Source organism: Chengkuizengella axinellae, from assembly GCF_030730905.1.
Taxonomy (GTDB): domain Bacteria; phylum Bacillota; class Bacilli; order Paenibacillales; family KCTC-33759; genus Chengkuizengella; species Chengkuizengella axinellae.
Genome location: NZ_JAVAMP010000001.1, coordinates 142,354 through 164,055, shown reverse-complemented (window position 1 = coordinate 164,055; position 21,702 = coordinate 142,354). Strand labels below are relative to the sequence as shown.

The 21,702-nt window shown below is 34.3% G+C and carries 20 protein-coding genes; 5 read left to right on the top strand and 15 right to left on the bottom strand.

What is annotated here, in order from left to right:
- Positions 1-25: 25 nt before the first annotated feature.
- Both Q5Y73_RS00905 and Q5Y73_RS00900 read right to left on the bottom strand, forming a co-directional pair.
- Positions 26-901 carry a carbohydrate ABC transporter permease gene (locus Q5Y73_RS00905; protein ID WP_305989966.1) on the bottom strand — a complete coding sequence of 292 codons (876 nt, stop codon included), beginning with the start codon at positions 899-901 and terminating at the stop codon, positions 26-28.
- Positions 901-1,884: an ABC transporter permease gene (locus tag Q5Y73_RS00900; RefSeq protein ID WP_305989965.1), complete on the bottom strand. Its 984-nt coding sequence runs from the start codon at positions 1,882-1,884 to the stop codon at positions 901-903. Before Q5Y73_RS00900 ends, Q5Y73_RS00905 begins: the two co-directional genes overlap by 1 nt.
- 392 nt (positions 1,885-2,276) lie before the next feature.
- On the opposite strand from Q5Y73_RS00900, the gene Q5Y73_RS00895 reads away from it, so the two are divergent.
- Positions 2,277-2,732 carry a hypothetical protein gene (locus Q5Y73_RS00895; protein ID WP_305989964.1) on the top strand — a complete coding sequence of 152 codons (456 nt, stop codon included), beginning with the start codon at positions 2,277-2,279 and terminating at the stop codon, positions 2,730-2,732.
- Between the two features lie 162 nt (positions 2,733-2,894).
- Here Q5Y73_RS00895 and Q5Y73_RS00890 read toward each other — a convergent pair whose 3' ends face one another.
- On the bottom strand, positions 2,895-3,203 hold the full coding sequence (locus Q5Y73_RS00890) for a hypothetical protein (protein WP_305989963.1): 309 nt from the start codon (positions 3,201-3,203) through the stop codon (positions 2,895-2,897).
- Between the two features lie 184 nt (positions 3,204-3,387).
- On the opposite strand from Q5Y73_RS00890, the gene asnB reads away from it, so the two are divergent.
- Complete coding sequence (asnB, locus tag Q5Y73_RS00885) at positions 3,388-5,232, top strand: asparagine synthase (glutamine-hydrolyzing) (RefSeq protein WP_305989962.1); 1,845 nt, start codon at positions 3,388-3,390, stop codon at positions 5,230-5,232.
- A gap of 73 nt (positions 5,233-5,305) precedes the next feature.
- Here asnB and Q5Y73_RS00880 read toward each other — a convergent pair whose 3' ends face one another.
- The 5 genes from Q5Y73_RS00880 to Q5Y73_RS00860 form a co-directional block, all read right to left on the bottom strand.
- Positions 5,306-5,857 carry a hypothetical protein gene (locus tag Q5Y73_RS00880; RefSeq protein ID WP_305989961.1) on the bottom strand — a complete coding sequence of 184 codons (552 nt, stop codon included), beginning with the start codon at positions 5,855-5,857 and terminating at the stop codon, positions 5,306-5,308.
- Between the two features lie 145 nt (positions 5,858-6,002).
- Positions 6,003-6,932, bottom strand: a complete 930-nt coding sequence (locus tag Q5Y73_RS00875) for a hypothetical protein (RefSeq protein WP_305989960.1) — start codon at positions 6,930-6,932, stop codon at positions 6,003-6,005.
- A 224-nt stretch (positions 6,933-7,156) separates the two neighbouring features.
- Positions 7,157-7,783, bottom strand: coding sequence for an XTP/dITP diphosphatase (locus Q5Y73_RS00870; RefSeq protein ID WP_305989959.1), 627 nt, complete (start codon positions 7,781-7,783; stop codon positions 7,157-7,159).
- Positions 7,784-7,788: 5 nt separating this feature from the next.
- Entirely contained in the window at positions 7,789-8,526 is a 738-nt protein-coding gene (gene rph, locus Q5Y73_RS00865; RefSeq protein WP_305989958.1) for a ribonuclease PH, read from the bottom strand.
- A 273-nt stretch (positions 8,527-8,799) separates the two neighbouring features.
- A complete protein-coding gene (locus Q5Y73_RS00860; protein ID WP_305989957.1) occupies positions 8,800-9,822 on the bottom strand; it encodes a GerMN domain-containing protein in 1,023 nt (340 codons plus the stop codon).
- 178 nt (positions 9,823-10,000) lie between these two features.
- On the opposite strand from Q5Y73_RS00860, the gene Q5Y73_RS00855 reads away from it, so the two are divergent.
- Positions 10,001-10,504, top strand: coding sequence for a phosphatidylglycerophosphatase A family protein (locus Q5Y73_RS00855; RefSeq protein WP_305989956.1), 504 nt, complete (start codon positions 10,001-10,003; stop codon positions 10,502-10,504).
- A 1-nt stretch (position 10,505) separates the two neighbouring features.
- On the opposite strand, the gene Q5Y73_RS00850 is transcribed toward Q5Y73_RS00855, so the two are convergent.
- The 3 genes from Q5Y73_RS00850 to Q5Y73_RS00840 form a co-directional block, all read right to left on the bottom strand.
- On the bottom strand, positions 10,506-11,237 hold the full coding sequence (locus Q5Y73_RS00850) for a class I SAM-dependent methyltransferase (protein WP_305989955.1): 732 nt from the start codon (positions 11,235-11,237) through the stop codon (positions 10,506-10,508).
- A gap of 121 nt (positions 11,238-11,358) precedes the next feature.
- The gene (locus tag Q5Y73_RS00845) at positions 11,359-11,583 is read right to left on the bottom strand and encodes a helix-turn-helix domain-containing protein (RefSeq protein WP_160645613.1); all 225 of its coding nucleotides are present in this window, start codon (positions 11,581-11,583) and stop codon (positions 11,359-11,361) included.
- Between the two features lie 115 nt (positions 11,584-11,698).
- On the bottom strand, positions 11,699-12,652 hold the full coding sequence (locus Q5Y73_RS00840; RefSeq protein ID WP_305989954.1) for a YhcN/YlaJ family sporulation lipoprotein: 954 nt from the start codon (positions 12,650-12,652) through the stop codon (positions 11,699-11,701).
- A 309-nt stretch (positions 12,653-12,961) separates the two neighbouring features.
- Between Q5Y73_RS00840 and Q5Y73_RS00835 the strand changes: the two genes are divergently transcribed.
- Positions 12,962-13,969, top strand: coding sequence for a ketoacyl-ACP synthase III (locus Q5Y73_RS00835; protein WP_305989953.1), 1,008 nt, complete (start codon positions 12,962-12,964; stop codon positions 13,967-13,969).
- Between the two features lie 21 nt (positions 13,970-13,990).
- On the opposite strand, the gene Q5Y73_RS00830 is transcribed toward Q5Y73_RS00835, so the two are convergent.
- Positions 13,991-14,581 carry a WIAG-tail domain gene (locus Q5Y73_RS00830; protein ID WP_305989952.1) on the bottom strand — a complete coding sequence of 197 codons (591 nt, stop codon included), beginning with the start codon at positions 14,579-14,581 and terminating at the stop codon, positions 13,991-13,993.
- Between the two features lie 258 nt (positions 14,582-14,839).
- Between Q5Y73_RS00830 and Q5Y73_RS00825 the strand changes: the two genes are divergently transcribed.
- Complete coding sequence (locus tag Q5Y73_RS00825; RefSeq protein ID WP_305989951.1) at positions 14,840-15,559, top strand: Crp/Fnr family transcriptional regulator; 720 nt, start codon at positions 14,840-14,842, stop codon at positions 15,557-15,559.
- A gap of 124 nt (positions 15,560-15,683) precedes the next feature.
- Here Q5Y73_RS00825 and pflA read toward each other — a convergent pair whose 3' ends face one another.
- The 3 genes from pflA to adhE form a co-directional block, all read right to left on the bottom strand.
- The gene (pflA, locus tag Q5Y73_RS00820) at positions 15,684-16,436 is read right to left on the bottom strand and encodes a pyruvate formate-lyase-activating protein (RefSeq protein ID WP_305989950.1); all 753 of its coding nucleotides are present in this window, start codon (positions 16,434-16,436) and stop codon (positions 15,684-15,686) included.
- 27 nt (positions 16,437-16,463) lie between these two features.
- A complete protein-coding gene (gene pflB / locus Q5Y73_RS00815) occupies positions 16,464-18,734 on the bottom strand; it encodes a formate C-acetyltransferase (RefSeq protein WP_305989949.1) in 2,271 nt (756 codons plus the stop codon).
- A 140-nt stretch (positions 18,735-18,874) separates the two neighbouring features.
- A complete protein-coding gene (gene adhE, locus Q5Y73_RS00810) occupies positions 18,875-21,484 on the bottom strand; it encodes a bifunctional acetaldehyde-CoA/alcohol dehydrogenase (RefSeq protein ID WP_305989948.1) in 2,610 nt (869 codons plus the stop codon).
- Between the last annotated feature and the right edge of the window lie 218 nt (positions 21,485-21,702).

Genomic DNA, 21,702 nt, shown 5'->3' with positions numbered 1-21,702 from the left:
AAGCGTTTCACTTCATTTATCAAACTTAACCTTTGACCGAACCGATCAACACCCCCTTGATAAAGTACTTTTGTAAGAATGGGTACACCGCTAATATAGGAAGCATAGAGATGAAAATAGCAGCAGACCTGATTGCTTGCTCAGTTAATACCACATCATTTTCAGTTCCTTCTCCGCTGTCTAGCAGTTCTGGACTGACAAGATCTATCATTTGAAACAGTTTTACTGTGAGGGATAGCTTTTCACTACTCTGAATGTAAATTAAAACACTCTGATATGCGTTCCAATGACCAACGGCATAGAATAAAGTTAATGCAGCGATAACAGGCATAGATAACGGAAGCACGATCCTCAATAAAATTGTAAAATCCTTAGCGCCATCCATTGAAGCAGATTCTTCCAGCTCTTCTGGCAATCCTTCAAAAAACGTCTTCATGACAAACATATTGTAAACACTGATCAAAGAGGGAAGCCATAGAGCCCAGTAAGTATTCATTAATCCCAAATTACCTACTAATAAAAATTGAGGAATTAACCCTCCACTGAACAACATGGTAAACAAGATCCCCATGAGTATCACATTTCTACCCTTCACTCTTGTTTTAGACAATGGATATGCACATAAAATAGTAAATACCATGTTAAGCGCTGTACCTACCACTGTGATAATAATGGAATTTTTCATGGCTACAAACAGTTGTCCATCATCAATAATTTGTTTATAGGCATCAAAGTTAAATTCAATTGGCCATAGAAATACTTCTCCAGCATTGATTGCTCTACCACTGCTAAACGAAACTGCAATGACATTCAAGAAAGGAAACAAAGTAGCAAAAGCACATAGAGCTAAAAAGATAATGTTAAACCATGTAAAAAAAACTTCAGTTTTCGATTTTTGCATTACCACAATCCCCTTTCACCTAATGCTTTAACGATACGGTTTACAGAAACGACTAGAATCAAGGCAATAATAGATTGAAATAATCCAAGCGCCGTAGTATAGCTATACTGTAAATTTATAATTCCTCTTGAATACACATAGGTACTAATAACTTCGGCGACTTCACTTACAGCAGGATTTTGTAAAACGTAGATATGTTCAAAACCTACATCCATAATTTTTCCTACTTGAAGGATGAGCAATATCGCTATCGTACTCCGAATGCCTGGAAGCGTAACGTGCCAAATCTGCCTAAATTTACTCGCCCCATCAATTTTTGCTGCTTCATATAGGGAAGGACTGATTCCAGCAATGGCAGCCATATAAAGGATCGTACCAAATCCAGCTTCCTTCCATACTGACGATGCGATAAAAGAAACGGTCCACCAAAATTTACTTACCATAAAATAAATTGGTTCTAATCCAAAGAATTGTAATGCATAATTGATGAAACCCGTAGATGGTGACAACAATGCAATCAAAATCCCTCCAATTACAACCCATGAGATAAAATGAGGTATATAGAGGATGTTTTGCAATACTCTCTTGTAGCCCTCTCCACGTAATTCGTTTAGAAGAAGTGCAAGTAGAATCGGTACAGGAAATACAAAAACTAAACTATAAAAATTAAGTAATAACGTATTTCTGAATATAGTGTAAAACTCTTGACTGGCAAACAGGTTTCTAAAATGCTCAAATCCAACCCATTCGCTCCCATTAATACCATCTGCTAATCGATAATTTTTAAAGGCAATAATTTCACCATATAACGGAGCATATTTAAAAATTAAAAAATATACGATAACTGGAAATAACATGATATACAGATATTTATCTCTTTTTATGTACTTCCAAGCTTTTTGTAATCGCTTACTTTTTTTAGTAGGTTTAGAATCTTGTTTTATTGAACTGGTTTGTTCTATTGCTGTGTTTGAATTATTCATCGATAGTCTCCTTCCTCATTATGTAATATTAGCGTCCGACTGCTGGAATCAATTTATCATGAAAGCTGGAAAGGAAGAAACCTTCTAATGTTGTTTTTACACTCCATTTCTCTTTAATTACAATCATCATTTTTTGTTTTCATCTACTTATTTTGTGTTGCACTTCCCCTAAAAAAAGAAAAAAACCCTTATATATCAAGGGTTTTTGTTTATTAAATGTGAATAGTTGTAACATATCTTATCTAAACAAATCTTCACTTCAATTCCACGTTCGTTTCATCTTAATCTAGATAGTCAATCATATATTTTCATTAAAATAGACGTCCATCCAAGCAAATTTATGTTCAAAATCATACAATATCACATTATAAACTTTCTAAGGATGTGTTCATATGAGCTTTTTTTCTAATAGTATATGTGATTGTTGTGTGTGTCCAATTCAATCCATTTTGGAGCAACTAGCACCTGGATTTATTGGGTTAACAACTCTAACAAGTACAGAAGGTTCTTTAGAATTATTTTCTGTTAATAATTTTCTAGCAGTGACTGGGGAAGGTACAATTCCAGTATGTAATATATCTGAGGTTGGTCTTGGTTTTCGAAATGTAATATTAAAACCCATTAAAAAAAATAAAGGGGAATGCGCTTGTTGTGAAGATCCCACAACTAATCTATTTGATACAATGAGAGGACAAATTGTAACTGTTGATTTTCTAGGTCCAAGTGGAGACAATTCTTTAACTGGTTCAGTTTTTGATGTTGGAGAAGGAGTTGTGATTTTAGAACAAGCAAATGGAGACAAAAATGCCATCTCTACATGCAAGACAACGAGAATCAGTCTGGCGTAGTTTCTAAAAAAAAAACCGGTTCCCCTTGTTTTTATAAAATAATAACAAAAAAAATCTAAAATAAGACCTTGGTTACAACTATGTGGTTGATCTTTGCCTGCCTTCTATTTTCATGTGAGTTAAAAACCTCCAATCCCATAAACACTGAATCAGAGGTTTTCTTTATCCTTTATTTTGAAAGTTTAATATCTGCTCAACAAACTGATTTTCTTCTTCCCTATTTTGAAATAAATGCTGTTTCTGATCTGCTACATTCACATAGGCTTGATGTAAACTATTATCATACCAATCTACTTTATAATCCGCTTCATTTCGATACAAGTTCAACACTTCATAAGCACCCTCTGAAGATTTTTGAAATAATACAGCATAAGGATGCTCTTGTCCTTCTAATTTAATAATCGCTTGCATACATGGATTTCCATTCTGCTCCACTTTTCGTAAATCTTCAACCGAAGCAACAGAATACATATTGATTTCTCCCTTCGTACTGATTCCATCCCAATGTCAGTATCTCCTGATAAAATTACTTCCATTCATCAAAGTCGTACATTAACATTTTCAATGTCCTTATCGCATATGTTTTAACATCGTGGTGATTATTTTATAAGTATAAATATCACCATTATGACTTCATAGAGAGGAAGGAAACCTTATGTGTGGAATAACAGGATGGATTCATTGGAATGATGATTTAACAAAATATCCAACTGTTCTAGAAGACATGACAAAAACACTGGCTCCACGTGGACCTGATGCTTCTGGAACTTGGATGTCACCTCATTGCTCTCTTGGTCATCGTCGCTTAAGTGTAATTGACCCAGAAAATGGTGCACAGCCTATGTGGCGTAAATATGATTATCAAACCTTTGTCATTGTATATAATGGTGAACTTTATAATGCACTTGAACTTAAAGAAGATCTTATCAATCGTGGGCATACCTTTCAAACCACTTGTGATACAGAGGTTTTGTTGATCTCATACGTCGAGTGGGGAACAAAATGTGTAGATCGTTTAAACGGAATTTTTGCCTTTGCAGTTTGGAATGATTTAGAAGAAAAATTATTTATAGCAAGGGATAGAGTAGGTGTAAAACCTTTATTTTTCTCATATCAAAACGACAGCTTTTTGTTTGGATCAGAACCTAAAGCTATACTGGAAAATCCTTCATTCAAACCTGAAATTGGAGCAGAAGGTTTAGCAGAGATTTTTGCCATTGGACCAGCTCGAACACCAGGACATGGCATTTATAAAAATATGGAGGAATTAAAACCAGGATATTGTTTAGAATTAAATAAAAACGGACTTAAAAAATATCCATATTGGAAATTGGAATCTCACCCTCATGAAGAAGATGTAGATCAAACAGCGCAAACAATTAGGGAATTATTAATCGACACTGTTGAGAGACAGTTAATCTCAGATGTGCCAGTCTGTACATTATTATCTGGTGGATTAGATTCAAGCGCCCTAACAGCCATTGCAGTAAATTATTATAATCAAACAAAGCAAGGAACGGTGAATACTTTCTCTGTTGATTATGTAGACAACGATATTCACTTTAAGGAAAATGATTTCCAACCTAACTCAGATCAGCCTTGGATTAGGCGAATGAGTGGATTTTTAAACACCAATCATCAAAACATACAGTTTGATACGCCAGAGTTAGTTGAGTCCTTAAAAGATGTTGTGGATGCACGTGACACCCCAGGGATGGCGGATGTAGATGGCTCCCTCTTTTTATTTTGCCGTGAAATTAAGAAACAGGCCACAGTCGCTATATCTGGTGAAGCTGCCGATGAGATCTTTGGAGGTTATCCATGGTTTCATAGAGAAGATTCTTTAAGTGCAAGTACTTTCCCGTGGTCTCTTACATTGAATAAAAGACTTGAAATTTTATCTGATGAATTAAAGGAATGGATTCGTCCAGAACAGTATGTAGAAGATCGATATGCACAAGCTATTTCGGAAGTACCACATTTAAAAGGTGAAACTGCTGAGCAAAGAAAAATGAGACAAATGTCTTATTTAAACATTACACGATTTATGCCAACTTTATTGGATCGAAAAGATCGAATGAGTATGCGGGTCGGTCTTGAAGTCCGTGTTCCTTACTGTGACCATCGATTAATCGAATATGTGTGGAATATTCCCTGGGAAATTAAAACAGCAGGAGATCGTGAAAAAGGTATCTTAAGAAAAGCATTGAAAGGTATATTACCAGAGGATGTTATTCAGCGTAAAAAAAGCCCATATCCAAAAACCCATAATCCGAATTATACAGAGGCCGTTAAAATGTGGATCTTGGAAATTCTTGATGATTCCTCCTCCCCATTGCAATCACTAATTAATGTTAATAAAATAAAAGAAATTGCCAATTCAGATGTGAAATCATATCATTTCCCTTGGTTTGGCCAGTTAATGTCTGGACCACAACTGTTTGCTTATTTAGCTCAAGTAGATTTTTGGCTTCGAAAATATAACATAAGTATAAAATAAACCATTTTTCAGTGGGGGTTCTATGGCATCAATGGCATCCCCCACTGGATAATTAACTAAATAAACAAGGAAGTTAATTTTTATTTAATGACCAGAAAAATGTAGACTGATTTAAATTGCTCCCCATCGGTGGTCCAACCCTAGTTATTACACAACTAGAACCTGCTCCTAAAATAGTAGGAAAAAGTGGATCAATTGATCTAATAGTAAAAATCCCTTCACCTACTTGTTCAATTAATGTATCTCCTGCTGGTTGAAATGCACCACCACCAGTAATACCTTCTACAAATGCGACCTCTCCTTCAAACGATTTTAGTACATTTGTTATAGGATCCTCACAACAAGCGCATTCCCCTTTGTTCTTTTTAATTGGTTGTAATTTAATTTCAATAGGGACTGCAACTGAATCATATACAAAACCTGAAAACTGACAAATAGGAAAATCTCCTATTGAGGTAGAAACAACAAATTCATCTACACTTACTACCTGAATGCCATTTACTAAATCAAAAAAAGTGTTATTAGTAGTAGCTAGACCTATCAAACTTTGCCCTTCAAACTGCTTCAAAACTGATTGCATTGGGCAAACACAGCAATTACATATGGAATCATTAAATACACCCATTAATTTCACCTTCTTGCAAGATTTTTAATAGTGTATTATATGAGTTAAAATTAGGTTTTGACTGGACGTGAGTACAATACCTTGAAATTGTGCTCTTGCTTATGGAACTTCATCTGAATCTTGAACTTGGCGTTCTTTATTAGATTTAATCAACCAAGTTGATATGTTCTGTTTTATACTTGATAAACGATTGATTTGTTTCATCATTATTTTTTAAATCAATTTCATGTTTTTCAGTTTCAAAATATTTATCTCCTAATACTCTGACAGAATGATCGATTTCGTAAATGGCATCATAAGTATTTTGCAACAATCCCGCATATTCATATACATCAAAGTTTGGTGATAATTCTACTTTTACACCTTCACTTTCTTCTACTTCTCCATCACTCCAAACATTAGTATTAAAGAGAGTATAAGTTTGATCCTCCATTAGCTTAAATTGACTAGTATATTCACTTTTATTTTGAATTGTTCTTACTTCTATTAAATCAGGCGTATTACTTGTTACCTCTACTGTCGCTAGTAAATCCTCTGACACATTACTAGTCATATGTTCACTTTTATAAATAAAAAAGGCTTGATTTGTTTCATCATTTCTTTTCAGATCCTCTATATATTTTTCTGTTTTAAAATATTCATCACCTAGTACTCTTACAGAATGATCGATTTCATAAATGGCATCATAAGTATCTTTCAACAATGAAGCATACTCTTCTATTTCGAAATCAGGTGACAGTTCTACTATTGCACTCCCGTAATCTTCCTCACCATCAGACCACATATTAGTACTAATGAGGGTATACGTATGAGCCTCAACTAATTTAAATTGAGTCGTATATACACTATTATTCTGGGTTGTTTTCACTTCCATTAAATCAGGTGTATTTCTTGTAACCTCGACTGTCGCTAGTAAATCCTCTGACACTTCTTGCTTAGCGTCAATTAATTGGGATGATGGATTATTTACTGATAATGAATGAGCATTACTTGAATTTGACAATGTACCATACAATAAACCTCCAATTAATAGTGTAGATAACCCAATTGTTGCTGCTATTTTTTTTGCTTTCATATTTCCTCTCTCCTTTTTCCTAATTGTTAAAACAAAGTTCTTTTATACACTTAAAAGTATACAACTCAAAATTTAAAAATTTTTAAAACAAAACTAAAAAATATCTTAAAAAATCGAACTATGTACCTAAAAATTCAAATTAAATGAAAAGAAAAAGGATCGTACTTTTAAGTACGATCCTTTTATTTTGTTTAAACAAAGAAAGTTTAACAAGGAGATTCATTTCACCCATTGTTGGAGTTTAATACTTTATATAATTCTTTTAAAGCATTTGCGCGATGACTAATTTTATTTTTCTCCTCTATATCTAATTCAGCCATCGTTTTTTCATATTGCGGTAAATAAAATAATGGATCATAACCAAATCCGTGTTCACCTCTTGGTTGATTCGTAATCCATCCTTCACAGGAAGCTTCAACTCTAATTACTTCATCAGAAGCAGGGTTAACAAGCGCCAAAGCACATTGAAACTGTGCTTTGCTTAAACAGCCATTTTGATTAGGTTCAAGACTTAGTTTATTCAGTTCCGCAAGCAATTTTTTATTGTTCAAACTATCATTTCCATGTTCACCAGCATATCTTGCAGAATAAATACCAGGAGCCCCGTTTAATTCATCAACACATAAACCTGAATCATCTGCAATGACGGTGGTGTTTAAATGTTTTGCTATAATGCTTGCTTTTTTTTCTGCATTTTCAATAAATGTGTTAGCATCCTCAACTATATCTGGAACATGTTCAACATCGGCCAAGCTGCGAACCTGTTTATTTAATTTTTCTAACAACCTCGCAAACTCTTTTACTTTTCCTTGATTTTTAGTAGCTACAATTACAATTTCATCATTGATCATTTCATTTAAACTCCTATTTTCTTGCTTACATCACCTAAGGCATCCTTTTGAAGCTGAATAATCGTTTGAATTCCAGACTCAGCTAGATCAACCAACTCTGTAAATTCTGATTTAGAAAATGGTGAATCCTCACCAGTACCTTGCACCTCTACAAATTTACCCTGGCCTGTCATAACTACATTCATATCTACTTTTGCTGTGGAATCTTCTTTATAATTTAAATCCAAAAGAGGCTTTTCATTGACAATACCTACACTTACAGATGCTAAATAATCTGTAAGAGGAAATTGTGGAAGCTGTTTTCCTTTGAAAAACTTGTTAATTGCAAGTGCAGTTGCGACAAAAGCACCCGAAATAGAAGTTGTTCTTGTTCCTCCATCTGCTTGGATTACATCGCAATCTAAAGTGATGGTTCTTTCTCCTAACGCTTTCAAATTAACAACTGAACGAAGTGAACGACCGATTAAACGTTGAATCTCCATCGTTCTTCCACTTAACTTCCCTTTTGATGCTTCGCGTTGATTTCGGGTTTGTGTGGCTCTAGGAAGCATGGAATATTCAGCATTGATCCAACCTTTACCTTGCCCTTTTAAAAAAGGAGGAACTCTATCTTCAATGCTTGCTGTACAAATTACCTTTGTATCACCAAACTCAATTAATACAGATCCTTCAGCATATTTATTAAAGTCTGTTGTAATTTTAATAGGTCTTAATCCATTATTTGCTCTACCATCTATTCTCAATTTAGTTCCCCCTAATATCGTTATGAACTTATCGTATGCAATTTTATATTTAGAATACACCTCATTTTACCAAAACATTGAGTTAACTTAAACCCATAATGATTGAAGATGGTTTAAAAAAAAATGAAACCGCCAAATGACATTCATATTGACGGTTAAAGTTTCCACATAATCTCTTGGTTTCACTTTTATTGTTTTCATAAGATCACGGGGTCCCCGAAAAGTATTCGGACTAATCTACATAGCTTTTCTTCACTTTTTGGGGTGAAATTTTTACATTTCAAATACATTCATTTGAGTTGATTTTGTTACAGGTGAATCATAACTCTGATTATTAATTAAAAATTGAAATTTGGTTGCATCCGTGTTCTCCGTTAATGATAAAATAATGGACTGTAAACTTTCTTCTGGTACCATCTCATCTAAGCCTAAAATATGATCACTTAAATTCAACGTAATTAGGTCCTCAGATAGATCAGTATTTAAAACTTCAACTGATGGAATCATCACTGAATGTAATCCTGAAGGTCCATATGGCCCTTTAATTAATTCTTTCATCGTTGCTTCTACAATATCATCAGGGATTTGAATCAGCCTTGTAACAGGCACAAAATAGCTTTGTGAATCATTAGTCTGATCTAAAAAGTATAATGTGACTGGAGTTGTTTGACTTAATGGTACTCCTTCTGATTGTTCAATATTTATCCCCATCTCTCTAGACAAAGGTTCATCAAGTGGAAAATATTGAGCAGGCATTTTTGTTAATGTCTCTCCATTTACATTGATAACTACGTTATCTACTGTTGGAAAGTCGGTTAAAGCCCAAGTAACTGCCTCCAAAACCTTACGTTCATCATTCATATCATATGTTAGAAATTCCTCAGAGAAATCAACAATTGCCAGTTGATTTTCAATATTCAAACCTAATATTTCTGTACCGCTAGGAAGTAATGGAGTAAATTCATATGGGAGCTTTTCCATTATAGGTCCATCATTCACCATGTGTCTTAACTTTTGTTTTGCAATGCCCTCAACTAGAGGTACATTCATTGTCACTGGTACCACAAATCCATTCTGATCTTTAAAATATAAAGACATAGATACGTTCTCAATTTCCCCTTCTTCACTAAACGATTGATCGCCATCGAGTTCAAGGCTTGCCATTATATCTTCAGGAGGCGGGTCAATCAAATTGCTTTCCCCTGCATCTTCCCATAATGAACACCCTGCTGTAAATGCTAGTAACATCAGGAGTGACACTAAGGTTACCTGCTTAATCCATTTGTAATGATTCATGTACTTTTCCTCCCCATCTAGGTTTTGTACTACTATGTATACGAGCTTTGTTATAATTTATACTTCATTTTGTCCAAATTTCAGTTTGAAAAATTTAATTATTCCAACATGTGATATTTCTAGAACAATTTGACTACAATAACAGGTATACATTTCATATTTGGAGGAATAGAAACACATGTCATATGAGTTGGATAGTGAAAAAGTTACAAAGGTTACACTGGAATGCTTAGAAAAAAGAGGTGTAAGTACTAAAGATATCGCTGAATTAGTTTTATTTTTACAAAAAGACTATTTTCCGGACTTAACCATTGCATTATGTGAAAAAAATGTGGATAAGGTTTTACAAAAAAGAGAAGTGCAAAATGCGATCTTAACTGGAATCCAGTTAGATATTTTAGCAGAACAAAAAAAGCTGGAATCTCCATTACTGGAGATGATCGAAAATGATGAGGGGTTATATGGGTGTGATGAAATATTAGCTTTATCTATCGTTAACGTTTATGGAAGTATCGGATTTACTAATTTTGGATATATAGACAAACTAAAACCTGGTATACTCAAAAAATTAAACGATAAAAATGATCAGCCAATACATACATTTTTAGATGATATTATAGGCGCGATTGCTGCTGCTGCCAGCAGTCGAATCGCACACTCAAAACACGGAGATATCGAATGATTTATGCTTTTTTATGACCAACTAGAATAAGTCGGGGAGATGAGTTTTCTTCAAAAGTAGATTGATCATAATTGCCATATACAGAATCAAGCTGCAAGTTAGCCAAGGATATCATGTTTTCAAAAGAGGGTAAATCATACAACTTTACTTTTTCTAAGTATGTACGTTCTTGATTTCCATCCTTAATCACAATTCGTTTTTGAACAAAACCTTCTTCAATAGAGCGATATTCTTCAATTTTCATTCCTTCTGTAAATCGTTCTGAATAAGGCACTAATTGTTCTTTTACTACATTTGAATTAAGGAAATCAATTATAAATTTTCCTTTTGGGTTTAAAATGCGATTTACTTCAGTTAGAACCTTGCTGTTTTCATCATCAGATTCAAAATAAGCAAATGAAGTAAATAAATTCACTACAGCATCAAAAGACTGGTCCGTTGGTATATCGCGCATATCTCCATGAAGCCAAGTCACTTTTTTATTCTTATCTAACTTTTTGGCCTCATGTAACAATACTTCAGATAAATCCATCCCTGTAACATAATATCCAAAATCAGACAATGCCAGCGAGTGTCTACCCATACCGCAACATAAATCAAATACGGATGAATTTTTAGATAATTGAAGCCATCCAATCATATTTTTAACTTCTTCATAAGCATTTTTTAAATCTCTATGTTTATACACGAGCAAATAATCTTCACTAAAACTCTTCTCGTACCAATTTTGCATAAAAAACAATTCCTCACTTTTTTTGAATGAATCTATATTTTAACACTCAAAAACCTTCTTTTCCAATCCTATGCAGGAAGTGTCAAAGAAGGTATTCAATGAATGTGAAATAAACACATGATTATATTTTCAACTCTCCAAGCCTTATTAATTCAACGACTGCCTGTGAACGACCTTTTACATTTAGCTTTTGCATGACGTTGGAGATATGATTCCGAACTGTTTTTTCGCTTATATATAACTCTTTAGCAATTTCTCGAGTTGTTTTGTCTTGAACCAACAATTCGAATACTTCACGTTCACGGTTTGTTAATATAAATTTTCCTTTATCGTCGCTACCCTTCAATATCGTCACCCCTCCTTGTTTGGGTTTAGAATTACAAGGTCAAGGGATACAGTCAAATTATTTTATGAAAAGTAGCGAACGATGGTGCGGGTGTTTTTAAAAAATAGGCTATAATTTATCGATTAGCTGGATTCAAGATCGTACGATTGGTTCTATTGTTATTATTATCAACGTTCATTGGAAATACTCTATCCATAAAAGTATTAAATTCTTCCATAAACCCTCTTACAGGTTTACCTTCGCCAATATCAACCATGTAATTGTTAACTCTCTCCACGAAATCAGCATTTGCAGAAACATATACATTTTTTACATTTTTATCCATTGATTTTACTTTTTCAGTTATTTTATTTTTTACATTGTTTTCCATCGTATCCGTATAGGTACCAACTTGATTGTTAGATTTTGTTGTCATTTTATTATTGGAATAGGTACCCATTTTATTATTCTTTGAGTATGATCCAGCTATTTTACCTGTGTTCATTCTTAAACCATAATATTCACTTCCACGAGTACCGTGCATTGATGTACCTTTTAGGGAAGAACTTTTCATCTGATTGTTTGTTTTACCTTTTATAGAAGTGCCTTTCATCTGACTGTTTGTTGTGCCTTTTAAAGAAGTGCCTTTCATTTGATTCGTTGTTGTTCCTTTTGCTAATTCAACAGCAATATAGGCATTGTTATCCGTCAATAATACATTCGCTCTTTTTACTTCCTTCATTCTTACAAGCTCATCAGCAATTTTTTTACTTTCCCTTATATTCGTATTTTGATGAACATTATTCGCTCGAAGATCACTTGCTCGATTCGTCATCCTATCCGTATTTCGAATGTTGTTTTGAGTTCCCTTACCACCATTTAATACATTGTAACGATTTGCATTGTAGCGATTGTTATTGTAATTTCGAACTCCTAAGCGATCATTATTGTCGTATACCCCGTATGGACGAACATTATTGTCTCGAGACCGAGTATCCATAGCACCTTCGTTGTCTGTAGTTGTACAAGCACTTAATGAAAATATAAGTGAACCAGCAAGTATTATTCGAGAAAAAACTGAATTTACCATTTTACGCCTCCATCCTGATGATTAATTTTTTGTATCAGTCTTAGGATGAAGTTTTTACTGAAAAATAAACATAGAATGCTTTGGTAATTCCGACTGTACTTTCCTGCAATCAATTATATTCAATTTGCGAATAATGTTTAGGGATTGACAAATCATTTGAATGTATTCATAATTAGTACTAGGTACTAATATCTAATATTAATTTTCAGACTAATTAATTATCTTTGATTGAACAAAAAATCCTAATGGAGTATTTCGGAGAAAATTTTTATAAATTCTTAAGTTATTAAAAAAATTGAGGTGAAACCAATGAGTACGTTTAAAGTAAATTCAAATGCAAGAATAACCGCTATTGGTACTTATGTACCGAAAAAGGTGCTTTCTAATCATGACTTAGAACAACTTGTTGACACGAATGACGAATGGATTGTACAACGCACAGGAATTAAGGAACGTAGAATTGCAGAAGAAGATGAATTCACCAGTGATCTATGTATTGCAGCTATTCAAAATATGGTTGATCAATATGATGTAGAAATTGAAGATACCGATTTAATTATTGTAGCAACCAGCACAGCTGATTTTTCATTTCCTAGCACAGCAAGCCAAATCCAAGCTCATTTTCAGCTAAGGAATACAGGTGCTATCGATTTAAGAGCAGCCTGTGCAGGTTTTACTTATGGCCTTCATGTTGCAAATGGACTAATTACTGCAGGTCTCCATAAAAAAATTATGGTTATTGGAGCAGATGTCTTATCTAAAATCACCAACTATAACGATAGAACAACCTGTATATTGTTTGGTGACGGAGCAGGAGTAGTACTTGTGGAAAAAGATAAAGAACTACCAAGCTTCTTATCTTCTTATAATGGATCACATGGTGAAGGTGGCATTCATTTATACCAAAAGGGATTATCTAATAATTTAAATGGTGTAGAGCTTGAAAAAGAAGCTTTTTTAGTTCAAAACGGTAGAGAGGTTTATAAATGGGCTGTAAATCATGTTCCTAAAGGCATGTTAAGAGTAATGGAAAATACGGAAATGACTTTGGATAATGTGGATTGGTTTATTCCACATAGCGCTAATCTTCGTATGATTGAATCTATTTGCCAAAGAAGTAATTTCCCATTGGAAAAAACGTTATATAGTCTTGTACATTACGGCAATACTTCAGCAGCTACGATACCATTATCTATTCAAGAAGGTTTGAATCAAAACAAATTAAAAAATGATAATCACTTACTGCTTTATGGTTTTGGCGGAGGATTAGTATATGCCGGTTTATTAATAAGATGGTCTGCAAATCCAAAAAAATAGCAGGTTCATTCTCTGATAATATTAATTCCCGATGGCAATCCAAGATAATTCACCAGTTAAATCCATCTCTTCTATAGTTTCATTTTCATTGTGATGCTCACTTTCAAGTTTAATGACTTCAATAACTGCGAAATCCGCAGTTTTTTCTTTTATTGCGGTAAAACAATTGGAGCGATTTGTCATCGCTACAAGAACGTACTCATTGTTATTAAAAGGTTCATCAAATTCAATAAACACTTCTGTACTTACTTCTGCACTTTCCATTTCAAATGTTGTATTGTTAAATTGCTGAATGTTTTCGATTTTTTTTTCTTTTTCTTCTTTTTTCTCGTAAGAGAAATCTGGTTGTTGGCTGTCTCTGTCCTCTGAGCTATTGTATTCAATGCTAAATTCAAATGGATTCGTATATAGTAAAGGTTTAGGCCTTTTTACTTTCTTCTTTTTCATACTTTTTTTTGGTTTGTCATTTAAAAAAGGAAATTCTGGAAACCAACCCAATTCAATGGGAATATCTTTTAAAAATCCTTCTTTATCATCTTTCTCATCAATCCAATCCAATTCATTAATATTTGCATCCAATCTCTTTACATTTTTCTTTTTACGTTTTTTCATATCCAATCTCCTCCAACATTCTTATTATTTTCAATTTAGCATATGTATTTTTTTCATTAGACGTACAACAATACAGAAAAATATACCTATACCTATATAAAGAGAACCTTGGTAAAAATTCAGATATACAAACAAATTTCAGTTTGTGATAAATATCACGATGATAATGTGTGAAAAATGTTACTATCAAAATAAGATCATACACTTTTGGAAAAATTGATATATAATAATAGTAATAGAGATGAAGGAGGTTATACTATGCAGCATATAACCCAAAATTGTAAATTGTCTGGACAAATATCACATTTCTTATCTGAAGAGAATATTAATAGACTAAAGAGCGTCATGTACTCAAATCATTTTTTACAACATCAATATTTGTTTCACGAAGGAGAACCAGCTAAGCGGTTATTTTTTGTAAATGAAGGACAAGTAAAGATTGTAAAACTAACAGATGATGGGAAAGAACTTATTTTATATATTTTGCAAGAAGGAGATATGTTTTGTGAATTTGGAGGATTTGGTGAATTGAACTTCACATTCTCTGCTCAAACTTTGAGTGATTCAAATATAGGTATTATCGAACACAGTGATTTAGAGATGCTTATTTATCAACATGGGGATTTTGCTGTAGAATTCTTGAAATGGATGAGTTTATGGCACCGTAAAACAGAATCTAAATTTAGAGATTTGTTATTATTTGGAAAAAGTGGGGCTTTAGCTTCAACATTAATTCGACTTAGTAATACCTGTGGCAAGCTGACTGAAGATGGTATTCTTTTAGATATGAAACTTACTAATACAGATCTGGCTAATTTAATTGGAACAACTAGAGAGAGTGTAAACAGACTTTTAAGCAAACATAAAGACGATGGTATCATTAGCATGAAAAATGGGTTGATTACCATCCACAAGCTAAATGATTTAAAAACCATCGTCTCTTGTCCCGACTGTCCAGTTGAAATTTGTAGAATTTAATAACGAGAATCTTGCTTTTAGTAGGCGTTTTTATATCTCCTTGAAGTTAGATAACCTTATCAGGTGAAAAGCAGGCTGCTCCCTCTTCTTGAAGAAGAGGGAGTCTTACTGCATGGAAAACGTGTTAAGTTATTTTACTTAAGGTGTTTTCTTCAATACCTTTGTCAACGATCTGTATCGCTCTTTTCAGTTCTTGATCGGTTGGAGTTCTTACCCCCTCCAACGGATAGCTATATCCGAGCTGCTGCCACTTAAAGACTCCCATTCTGTGATAAGGCAGGATTTCAACCTTCTCGACATTCTTCAACTTTCCAATGAATTTTCCTAGTTCAAACAAATCGGAATAATCATCAGTAATCCCAGGAATGAGTACGTGTCTAATCCACATTTTTTTATTCATTTCTGATGCATATTGTATTACTTTTAATATTCTTTCATTAGATTGTCCAGTTAATTTTTTATGTTTATCATCATCCATTTGTTTAATGTCTAATAAAAGTAGATCAGTAACATCAAACAAGTCTTTAATTCTACTCGGATCATTAAAACCTGAAGTATCCAAAGCAGTGTGAAGATTCCATTTCTGTTTACAAGCTTCAAAAACTTCCTTTACAAAAGGCGCTTGCAAGGTTGGTTCTCCACCAGTAATCGTAATACCGCCCTTAGAGCTCTTATAATAATGGATATAAGGCTCAACTTCTGATAAAATCTCTTCTACCTTTTTGGCATTTCCTTTGTCCCGATCCCAAGTATCACGATTATGGCAGTATTGACATTGAAGCGCACAACCTTGCATGAAAAGCACGAAACGTATCCCTGGACCATCAACAGTTCCAAATGTATCTAAAGAGTGTATGCGACCTATCGTGCTCATCATCTCTCATCCTTTCTTTTAACTTAAACTTTACACTGACCCATGGAATGTACGATTAATAACGTCTAACTGCTGTTCTCTTGTCAACTTCACAAAGTTTACAGCATAACCAGAAACCCTTATCGTTAATTGTGGGTATTGTTCAGGATGCTCCATTGCATCAATTAATTGTTGTCTGTCAAACACATTTACATTTAAATGATGGGCTCCCTGCATCATATAACCATCTAACAAGGCATGCAAGTTCTGCTTTCGAATAGGTTCTTCTTTCCCTAGAGCCTTCGGTATGATTGAGAATGTGTTAGAAATTCCATCTAAGCTGTATTCATAAGGAAGCTTAGCCACAGAATTTAAGGATGCAAGAGCTCCTTTTGTATCTCGACCATGCATAGGATTCGCACCAGGTGCAAAAGGCTCTCCAGCTCTTCGTCCATCAGGTGTTGTTCCTGTTTTTTTACCATATACTACATTTGAGGTAATCGTTAAAATTGACATCGTAGGGATCGCTTTTCTATAAGTTTGATGCTTGCTTAATTTGTTCATAAAAGTCTGAACTAATGATGTAGCAATAGAATCTACACGATCATCATTGTTACCATATTTAGGGAAATCACCTTCAATTTCAAAATCAATGGCTATTCCCTTTTCATTACGTATAGGCTTTACTTTTGCATATTTAATCGCACTTAGTGAATCAGCTACTACGGATAATCCAGCGATGCCTGCAGCCATCGTTCTTACAATTTCACGATCATGTAAAGCCATTTCAATTCGTTCATAGCTATATTTATCATGCATATAATGAATCACATTTAATGTGTTCATATATAATTTTGCTAACCAATCCAACATATCATCATACTTTTTCATGACTTCATCGAAGTTTAATACTTCAGATGTAATTGATGAATATTCAGGTCCAATTTGTACTCCTAATTTTTCATCCATTCCACCATTAATTGCATATAATAAACATTTAGCTAGGTTAGCTCTTGCTCCAAAAAACTGCATTTGTTTACCGATGCGCATAGCTGATACACAACATGCAATTCCATAATCATCACCATAGTGCGGACGCATCAGATCATCATTTTCATATTGAATTGAACTTGTATGGATAGACACCTTAGCACAATAATTTTTAAAGTTCTCAGGAAGCTTTTCTGACCATAGTACGGTTAAGTTTGGTTCAGGAGCTGGACCTAAATTATATAGGGTATGAAGGAATCTGTAAGAGTTTTTCGTTACTCGTGTTTTTCCATCAAGTCCCATACCTCCAATAGACTCTGTAACCCAAGTTGGGTCTCCACTGAATAACTCATTATATTCAGGAGTTCTCAAAAACTTAACAATACGCAGCTTCATTATGAAATGATCAACTAATTCCTGAGCTTCTTCCTCAGATAATGTACCTTCTTGTAGATCTCTTTCGATATATACATCTAAGAAACTAGAAACCCTGCCCAAGCTCATAGCTGCTCCATTTTGCTCTTTAATCGCAGCTAAGTAAGCAAAATATAACCACTGAATAGCTTCCTCTGTATTATTAGCCGGAAAAGAAATATCAAAACCATAACGTGAAGCCATTTGTTTCAATTCCTGTAAACTGCGAATTTGTTCATTTATCTCTTCTCGATCTCTAATTACTTCTTCACTCATTACATCTAATTCCAATTGAAGCAAATCTTCTTGTTTTTGTTCAATAAGCTTATCAACACCATACAAAGCAGCTCGTCTGTAATCACCGATAATACGTCCTCTTCCATAAGCATCAGGTAATCCAGTAATGATCCCTGCTTTCCGAGCTTTTCTCATATCTGTTGTATAGGCGTCAAAAACACCTTGATTATGTGTTTTGCGAATATTTGTAAAAATATTAAAAATCTCATCAGGTAGTGTAAATCCATATGCTGCACATGCATCCTTCACCATTCTAATACCACCGTAAGGCTGAATAGAACGTTTAAAAGGCTCATCTGTTTGTAAACCTACAATTTTCTCTTTGGTTTGATCAAGATACCCTGGACCATGTGATGTAATTGTGGAAGGCGTATTAACATCAACATCCAACACACCACCATTGTCGAGCTCTTTTCTAGTCAATTCACTTATAATATCCCATAAAGCTTTTGTATTAGATGTAGGCCCTGATAAAAATTGTTCATTTCCTTCATAAGAAGTAATGTTTAAATCAATAAAATTCTTTACATCAATCTCTCTTTCCCAATTCCCAGCTTGGAAACCTCTCCAAGGGTTGATTTCAGCTTCTTTTGGTTTTAGTTCTTTTTCCACCATAGACATGAAAAACACCTCCAAAGTTAATTACCCAAAAACAATTGATTTTAAAATGAGGATAACCCGCCAGTATAGGAGACTGACTTTTAACTTTTCGTTGCAAGCAGTTCATCCTATACCGGGGGTATGTTTATACTTAAACTAAATTATTCAAATTTTCCATAAAAAGCTTTTCTATATATTTCAGCCAATTCAGTAACTAATGGCATCTTTGGATTAGCAGTTGTACATTGATCTTCAAAAGCACGATCCGCTAAATAATTTACCTTTGCTTCAAACTCTGTAGGATTTACATTCACATCCTTGAATTTCTCTGGAATGTTTAGGGCTTTATTCAGCTTGCGAATCGCTTCAATTAAGCTATTCACTCCTTCTTCTGTCGTGCTTGCAGGCAGACCTAAAGTTCTTGCAATTTCTGCATATCTTTCATCTGCAATATAATGATCATATTTCGGGAAAGATGCAAACTTAGTTGGTTTCGTCGCATTGTAACGAATAACATGAGGCAGTAAAATGGCATTTGTTCTACCATGTGCCGTGTGGAATTCTCCACCCCACTTATGCGCTAAACTGTGATTGATTCCAAGGAAAGCATTCGCAAAGGCCATCCCAGCAATTGTAGATGCATTATGCATTTTCTCTCTAGATAAAGCATCCCCAACTTTATAAGAATCTTCTAAGTGTTCAAACACAAGCTGTATTGCTTTCATTGCTAAGCCATCTGTATAATCATTTGCCATAACAGATACATAAGCTTCAATCGCATGTGTTAATACATCCATACCTGTATCTGCAACAGCCGTTTTAGGCAAACTTAGAACAAAATCAGGATCAATGATTGCAACATCTGGTGTTAATTCATAATCTGCAAGTGGATATTTTGTATTTCCTTGGTTTTTATCTGTAATTACTGCAAAAGAAGTCACTTCAGAGCCTGTTCCAGATGTTGTTGGGATACCAACAAATTTTGCTTTTTTACCTAAACGCGGATATTTATATACTCTTTTTCTAATATCTAAAAATTTCTGTTTTAAAGAATTAAAGCTAGTGTCAGGATATTCGTAGAATAACCACATTGCTTTGGCAGCATCCATCGGAGATCCACCGCCGAGTGCAATGATACAATCTGGCTTAAAGCTGTTCATCATCGCTGTACCACGTTCTACAGTTTCTACAGAAGGATCTGGTTCAACATCTGAGAAAACTTCTATGTGAACAGGCATTTGTCGCTTGCGCAAATAGTATTCAACTTTTTCAACGTATCCTAATTTCACCATCATCTCATCAGTGACAACCATCACACGTGTGATATCAGGCATTTTTGCTAAATACTGAGTTGATCCTTTTTCAAAATACACTTTATTTGGTACTTTGAACCACTGCATATTTACAGTTCGATGAGCGACTCTTTTCACGTTGATTAAGTTAACAGCAGATACATTAGATGTTGTACTGTTATTTCCATAACTACCGCAACCAAGTGTTAGTGATGGAAGATTTGTATTGTATATATCTCCAATTGCACCATGAGTAGAAGGAGAATTTACAATGACACGCCCTGTTTGTAATACTTGAGAGAATTGATTAATAACATCCTGGTCATCAGAATGGATAACAGAAGAATGACCCATTCCTCCATATGCAACAACTTCAGCTGCACGTTTTATACCTGCTTGCGCATCCTTCACTTTATAACAAGCTAATACAGGACTTAACTTTTCAGCAGACAATGGAAACTTATCTCCTACACCGTCTAATTCTGCTACTAATACTTTTGTATCCTTTGGTACTTTCAACCCTGCCATTTCAGCAATCTTATATGCAGATTGACCAACAATGACTGCATTTACTGCACACTTTTCAGGATTAATTACTAATTTAGACACTTTCGCTATTTCTTCTGGATTAAGGAAATAACATCCCATATCCTTCATAAATTTAGTCGTTTCTTGATAAATAGGCTCTTCTATGATTACTGCTTGTTCAGAAGCACAGATCATTCCATTATCAAAAGATTTAGATAAAATCAAATCTGTAGCGGCCTGTTTAATATTCGCTGTTTTTTCAATAAAGCAAGGAACATTACCTGGACCAACACCAAGAGCAGGCTTTCCAGTGCTATAAGCCGCTTTTACCATTGCGGATCCTCCAGTTGCTAATACCAAGGCTACATCAGGATGATTCATTAACAATCCGGTAGCTTCTAAAGAAGGTGTTTCGATCCATTGAATGCAATGTTCAGGTGCTCCATGTTGAACAGCCGCTTCTAAAATGGTCTTTGCTGACTCTCTGCTGCAGCGTTGAGCAGAAGGATGGAAAGCAAAAATAATAGGATTTCTTGTTTTCATTGAGATTAAAGATTTAAACATTGTAGTTGATGTGGGATTCGTTACAGGTGTAACTCCTGCAATTACGCCTACAGGTTCAGCTACCTTTTGAAAGCTTTCATATGGGTTCTCTTCAATAACCCCTACTGTTTTATCGTATTTAATACTGTGATATATATATTCAGTAGCAAATATATTTTTTGTAATTTTATCTTCATACACGCCTCTACCCGTTTCTTGAACTGCCATCTTAGCCAATTCCATATGACGGTCCAATCCTGCTAAAGCCATTTGTTGGACGATGTTGTCCACTTGCTCTTGATTTAATTTCAAAAATTCCTCTTGTGCTTTTTTAGCACGCTGTACTAACAAATCAACTTCTTTTTTTGCGGAAACTTGCTCCTGAACCTTTTTCTCTTTCATTGCCATAATTTCCACTCCTCCTCTAAATTTGTTCAATTTATTTATATTAGTGTAACTTGTTTGTTTATACATTCATTATAAGATTAGTACTTTTATGCGGCTGTGACATTTGTCACAAATAATACTTCTGTCACAAACCGTTCTTTTTTTTCCTCTTTTTATCAGTCCTTCACCAATAAAAAAGCAGTGAATTTAACACTATTAAAGAAATCCTTAGTGTGATA

Excerpts from the sequence above, each read along its gene's own strand:
- Q5Y73_RS00895 (WP_305989964.1), top strand. The coding sequence starts at position 2,277 with ATGAGCTTTTTTTCTAATAGTATATGTGATTGTTGTGTGTGTCCAATT.
- Q5Y73_RS00860 (WP_305989957.1), bottom strand. The coding sequence starts at position 9,822 with ATGAATCATTACAAATGGATTAAGCAGGTAACCTTAGTGTCACTCCTG.
- Q5Y73_RS00900 (WP_305989965.1), bottom strand. The coding sequence starts at position 1,884 with ATGAATAATTCAAACACAGCAATAGAACAAACCAGTTCAATAAAACAA.
- adhE (WP_305989948.1), bottom strand. The coding sequence starts at position 21,484 with ATGGCAATGAAAGAGAAAAAGGTTCAGGAGCAAGTTTCCGCAAAAAAA.
- Q5Y73_RS00825 (WP_305989951.1), top strand. The coding sequence starts at position 14,840 with ATGCAGCATATAACCCAAAATTGTAAATTGTCTGGACAAATATCACAT.
- Q5Y73_RS00850 (WP_305989955.1), bottom strand. The coding sequence starts at position 11,237 with ATGCAAAATTGGTACGAGAAGAGTTTTAGTGAAGATTATTTGCTCGTG.
- Q5Y73_RS00870 (WP_305989959.1), bottom strand. The coding sequence starts at position 7,783 with ATGATCAATGATGAAATTGTAATTGTAGCTACTAAAAATCAAGGAAAA.
- Q5Y73_RS00890 (WP_305989963.1), bottom strand. The coding sequence starts at position 3,203 with ATGTATTCTGTTGCTTCGGTTGAAGATTTACGAAAAGTGGAGCAGAAT.
- Q5Y73_RS00830 (WP_305989952.1), bottom strand. The coding sequence starts at position 14,581 with ATGAAAAAACGTAAAAAGAAAAATGTAAAGAGATTGGATGCAAATATT.
- Q5Y73_RS00875 (WP_305989960.1), bottom strand. The coding sequence starts at position 6,932 with ATGAAAGCAAAAAAAATAGCAGCAACAATTGGGTTATCTACACTATTA.
- pflB (WP_305989949.1), bottom strand. The coding sequence starts at position 18,734 with ATGTCTATGGTGGAAAAAGAACTAAAACCAAAAGAAGCTGAAATCAAC.
- Q5Y73_RS00840 (WP_305989954.1), bottom strand. The coding sequence starts at position 12,652 with ATGGTAAATTCAGTTTTTTCTCGAATAATACTTGCTGGTTCACTTATA.
- asnB (WP_305989962.1), top strand. The coding sequence starts at position 3,388 with ATGTGTGGAATAACAGGATGGATTCATTGGAATGATGATTTAACAAAA.
- pflA (WP_305989950.1), bottom strand. The coding sequence starts at position 16,436 with ATGATGAGCACGATAGGTCGCATACACTCTTTAGATACATTTGGAACT.
- Q5Y73_RS00835 (WP_305989953.1), top strand. The coding sequence starts at position 12,962 with ATGAGTACGTTTAAAGTAAATTCAAATGCAAGAATAACCGCTATTGGT.
- Q5Y73_RS00855 (WP_305989956.1), top strand. The coding sequence starts at position 10,001 with ATGTCATATGAGTTGGATAGTGAAAAAGTTACAAAGGTTACACTGGAA.
- Q5Y73_RS00880 (WP_305989961.1), bottom strand. The coding sequence starts at position 5,857 with ATGGGTGTATTTAATGATTCCATATGTAATTGCTGTGTTTGCCCAATG.
- Q5Y73_RS00905 (WP_305989966.1), bottom strand. The coding sequence starts at position 901 with ATGCAAAAATCGAAAACTGAAGTTTTTTTTACATGGTTTAACATTATC.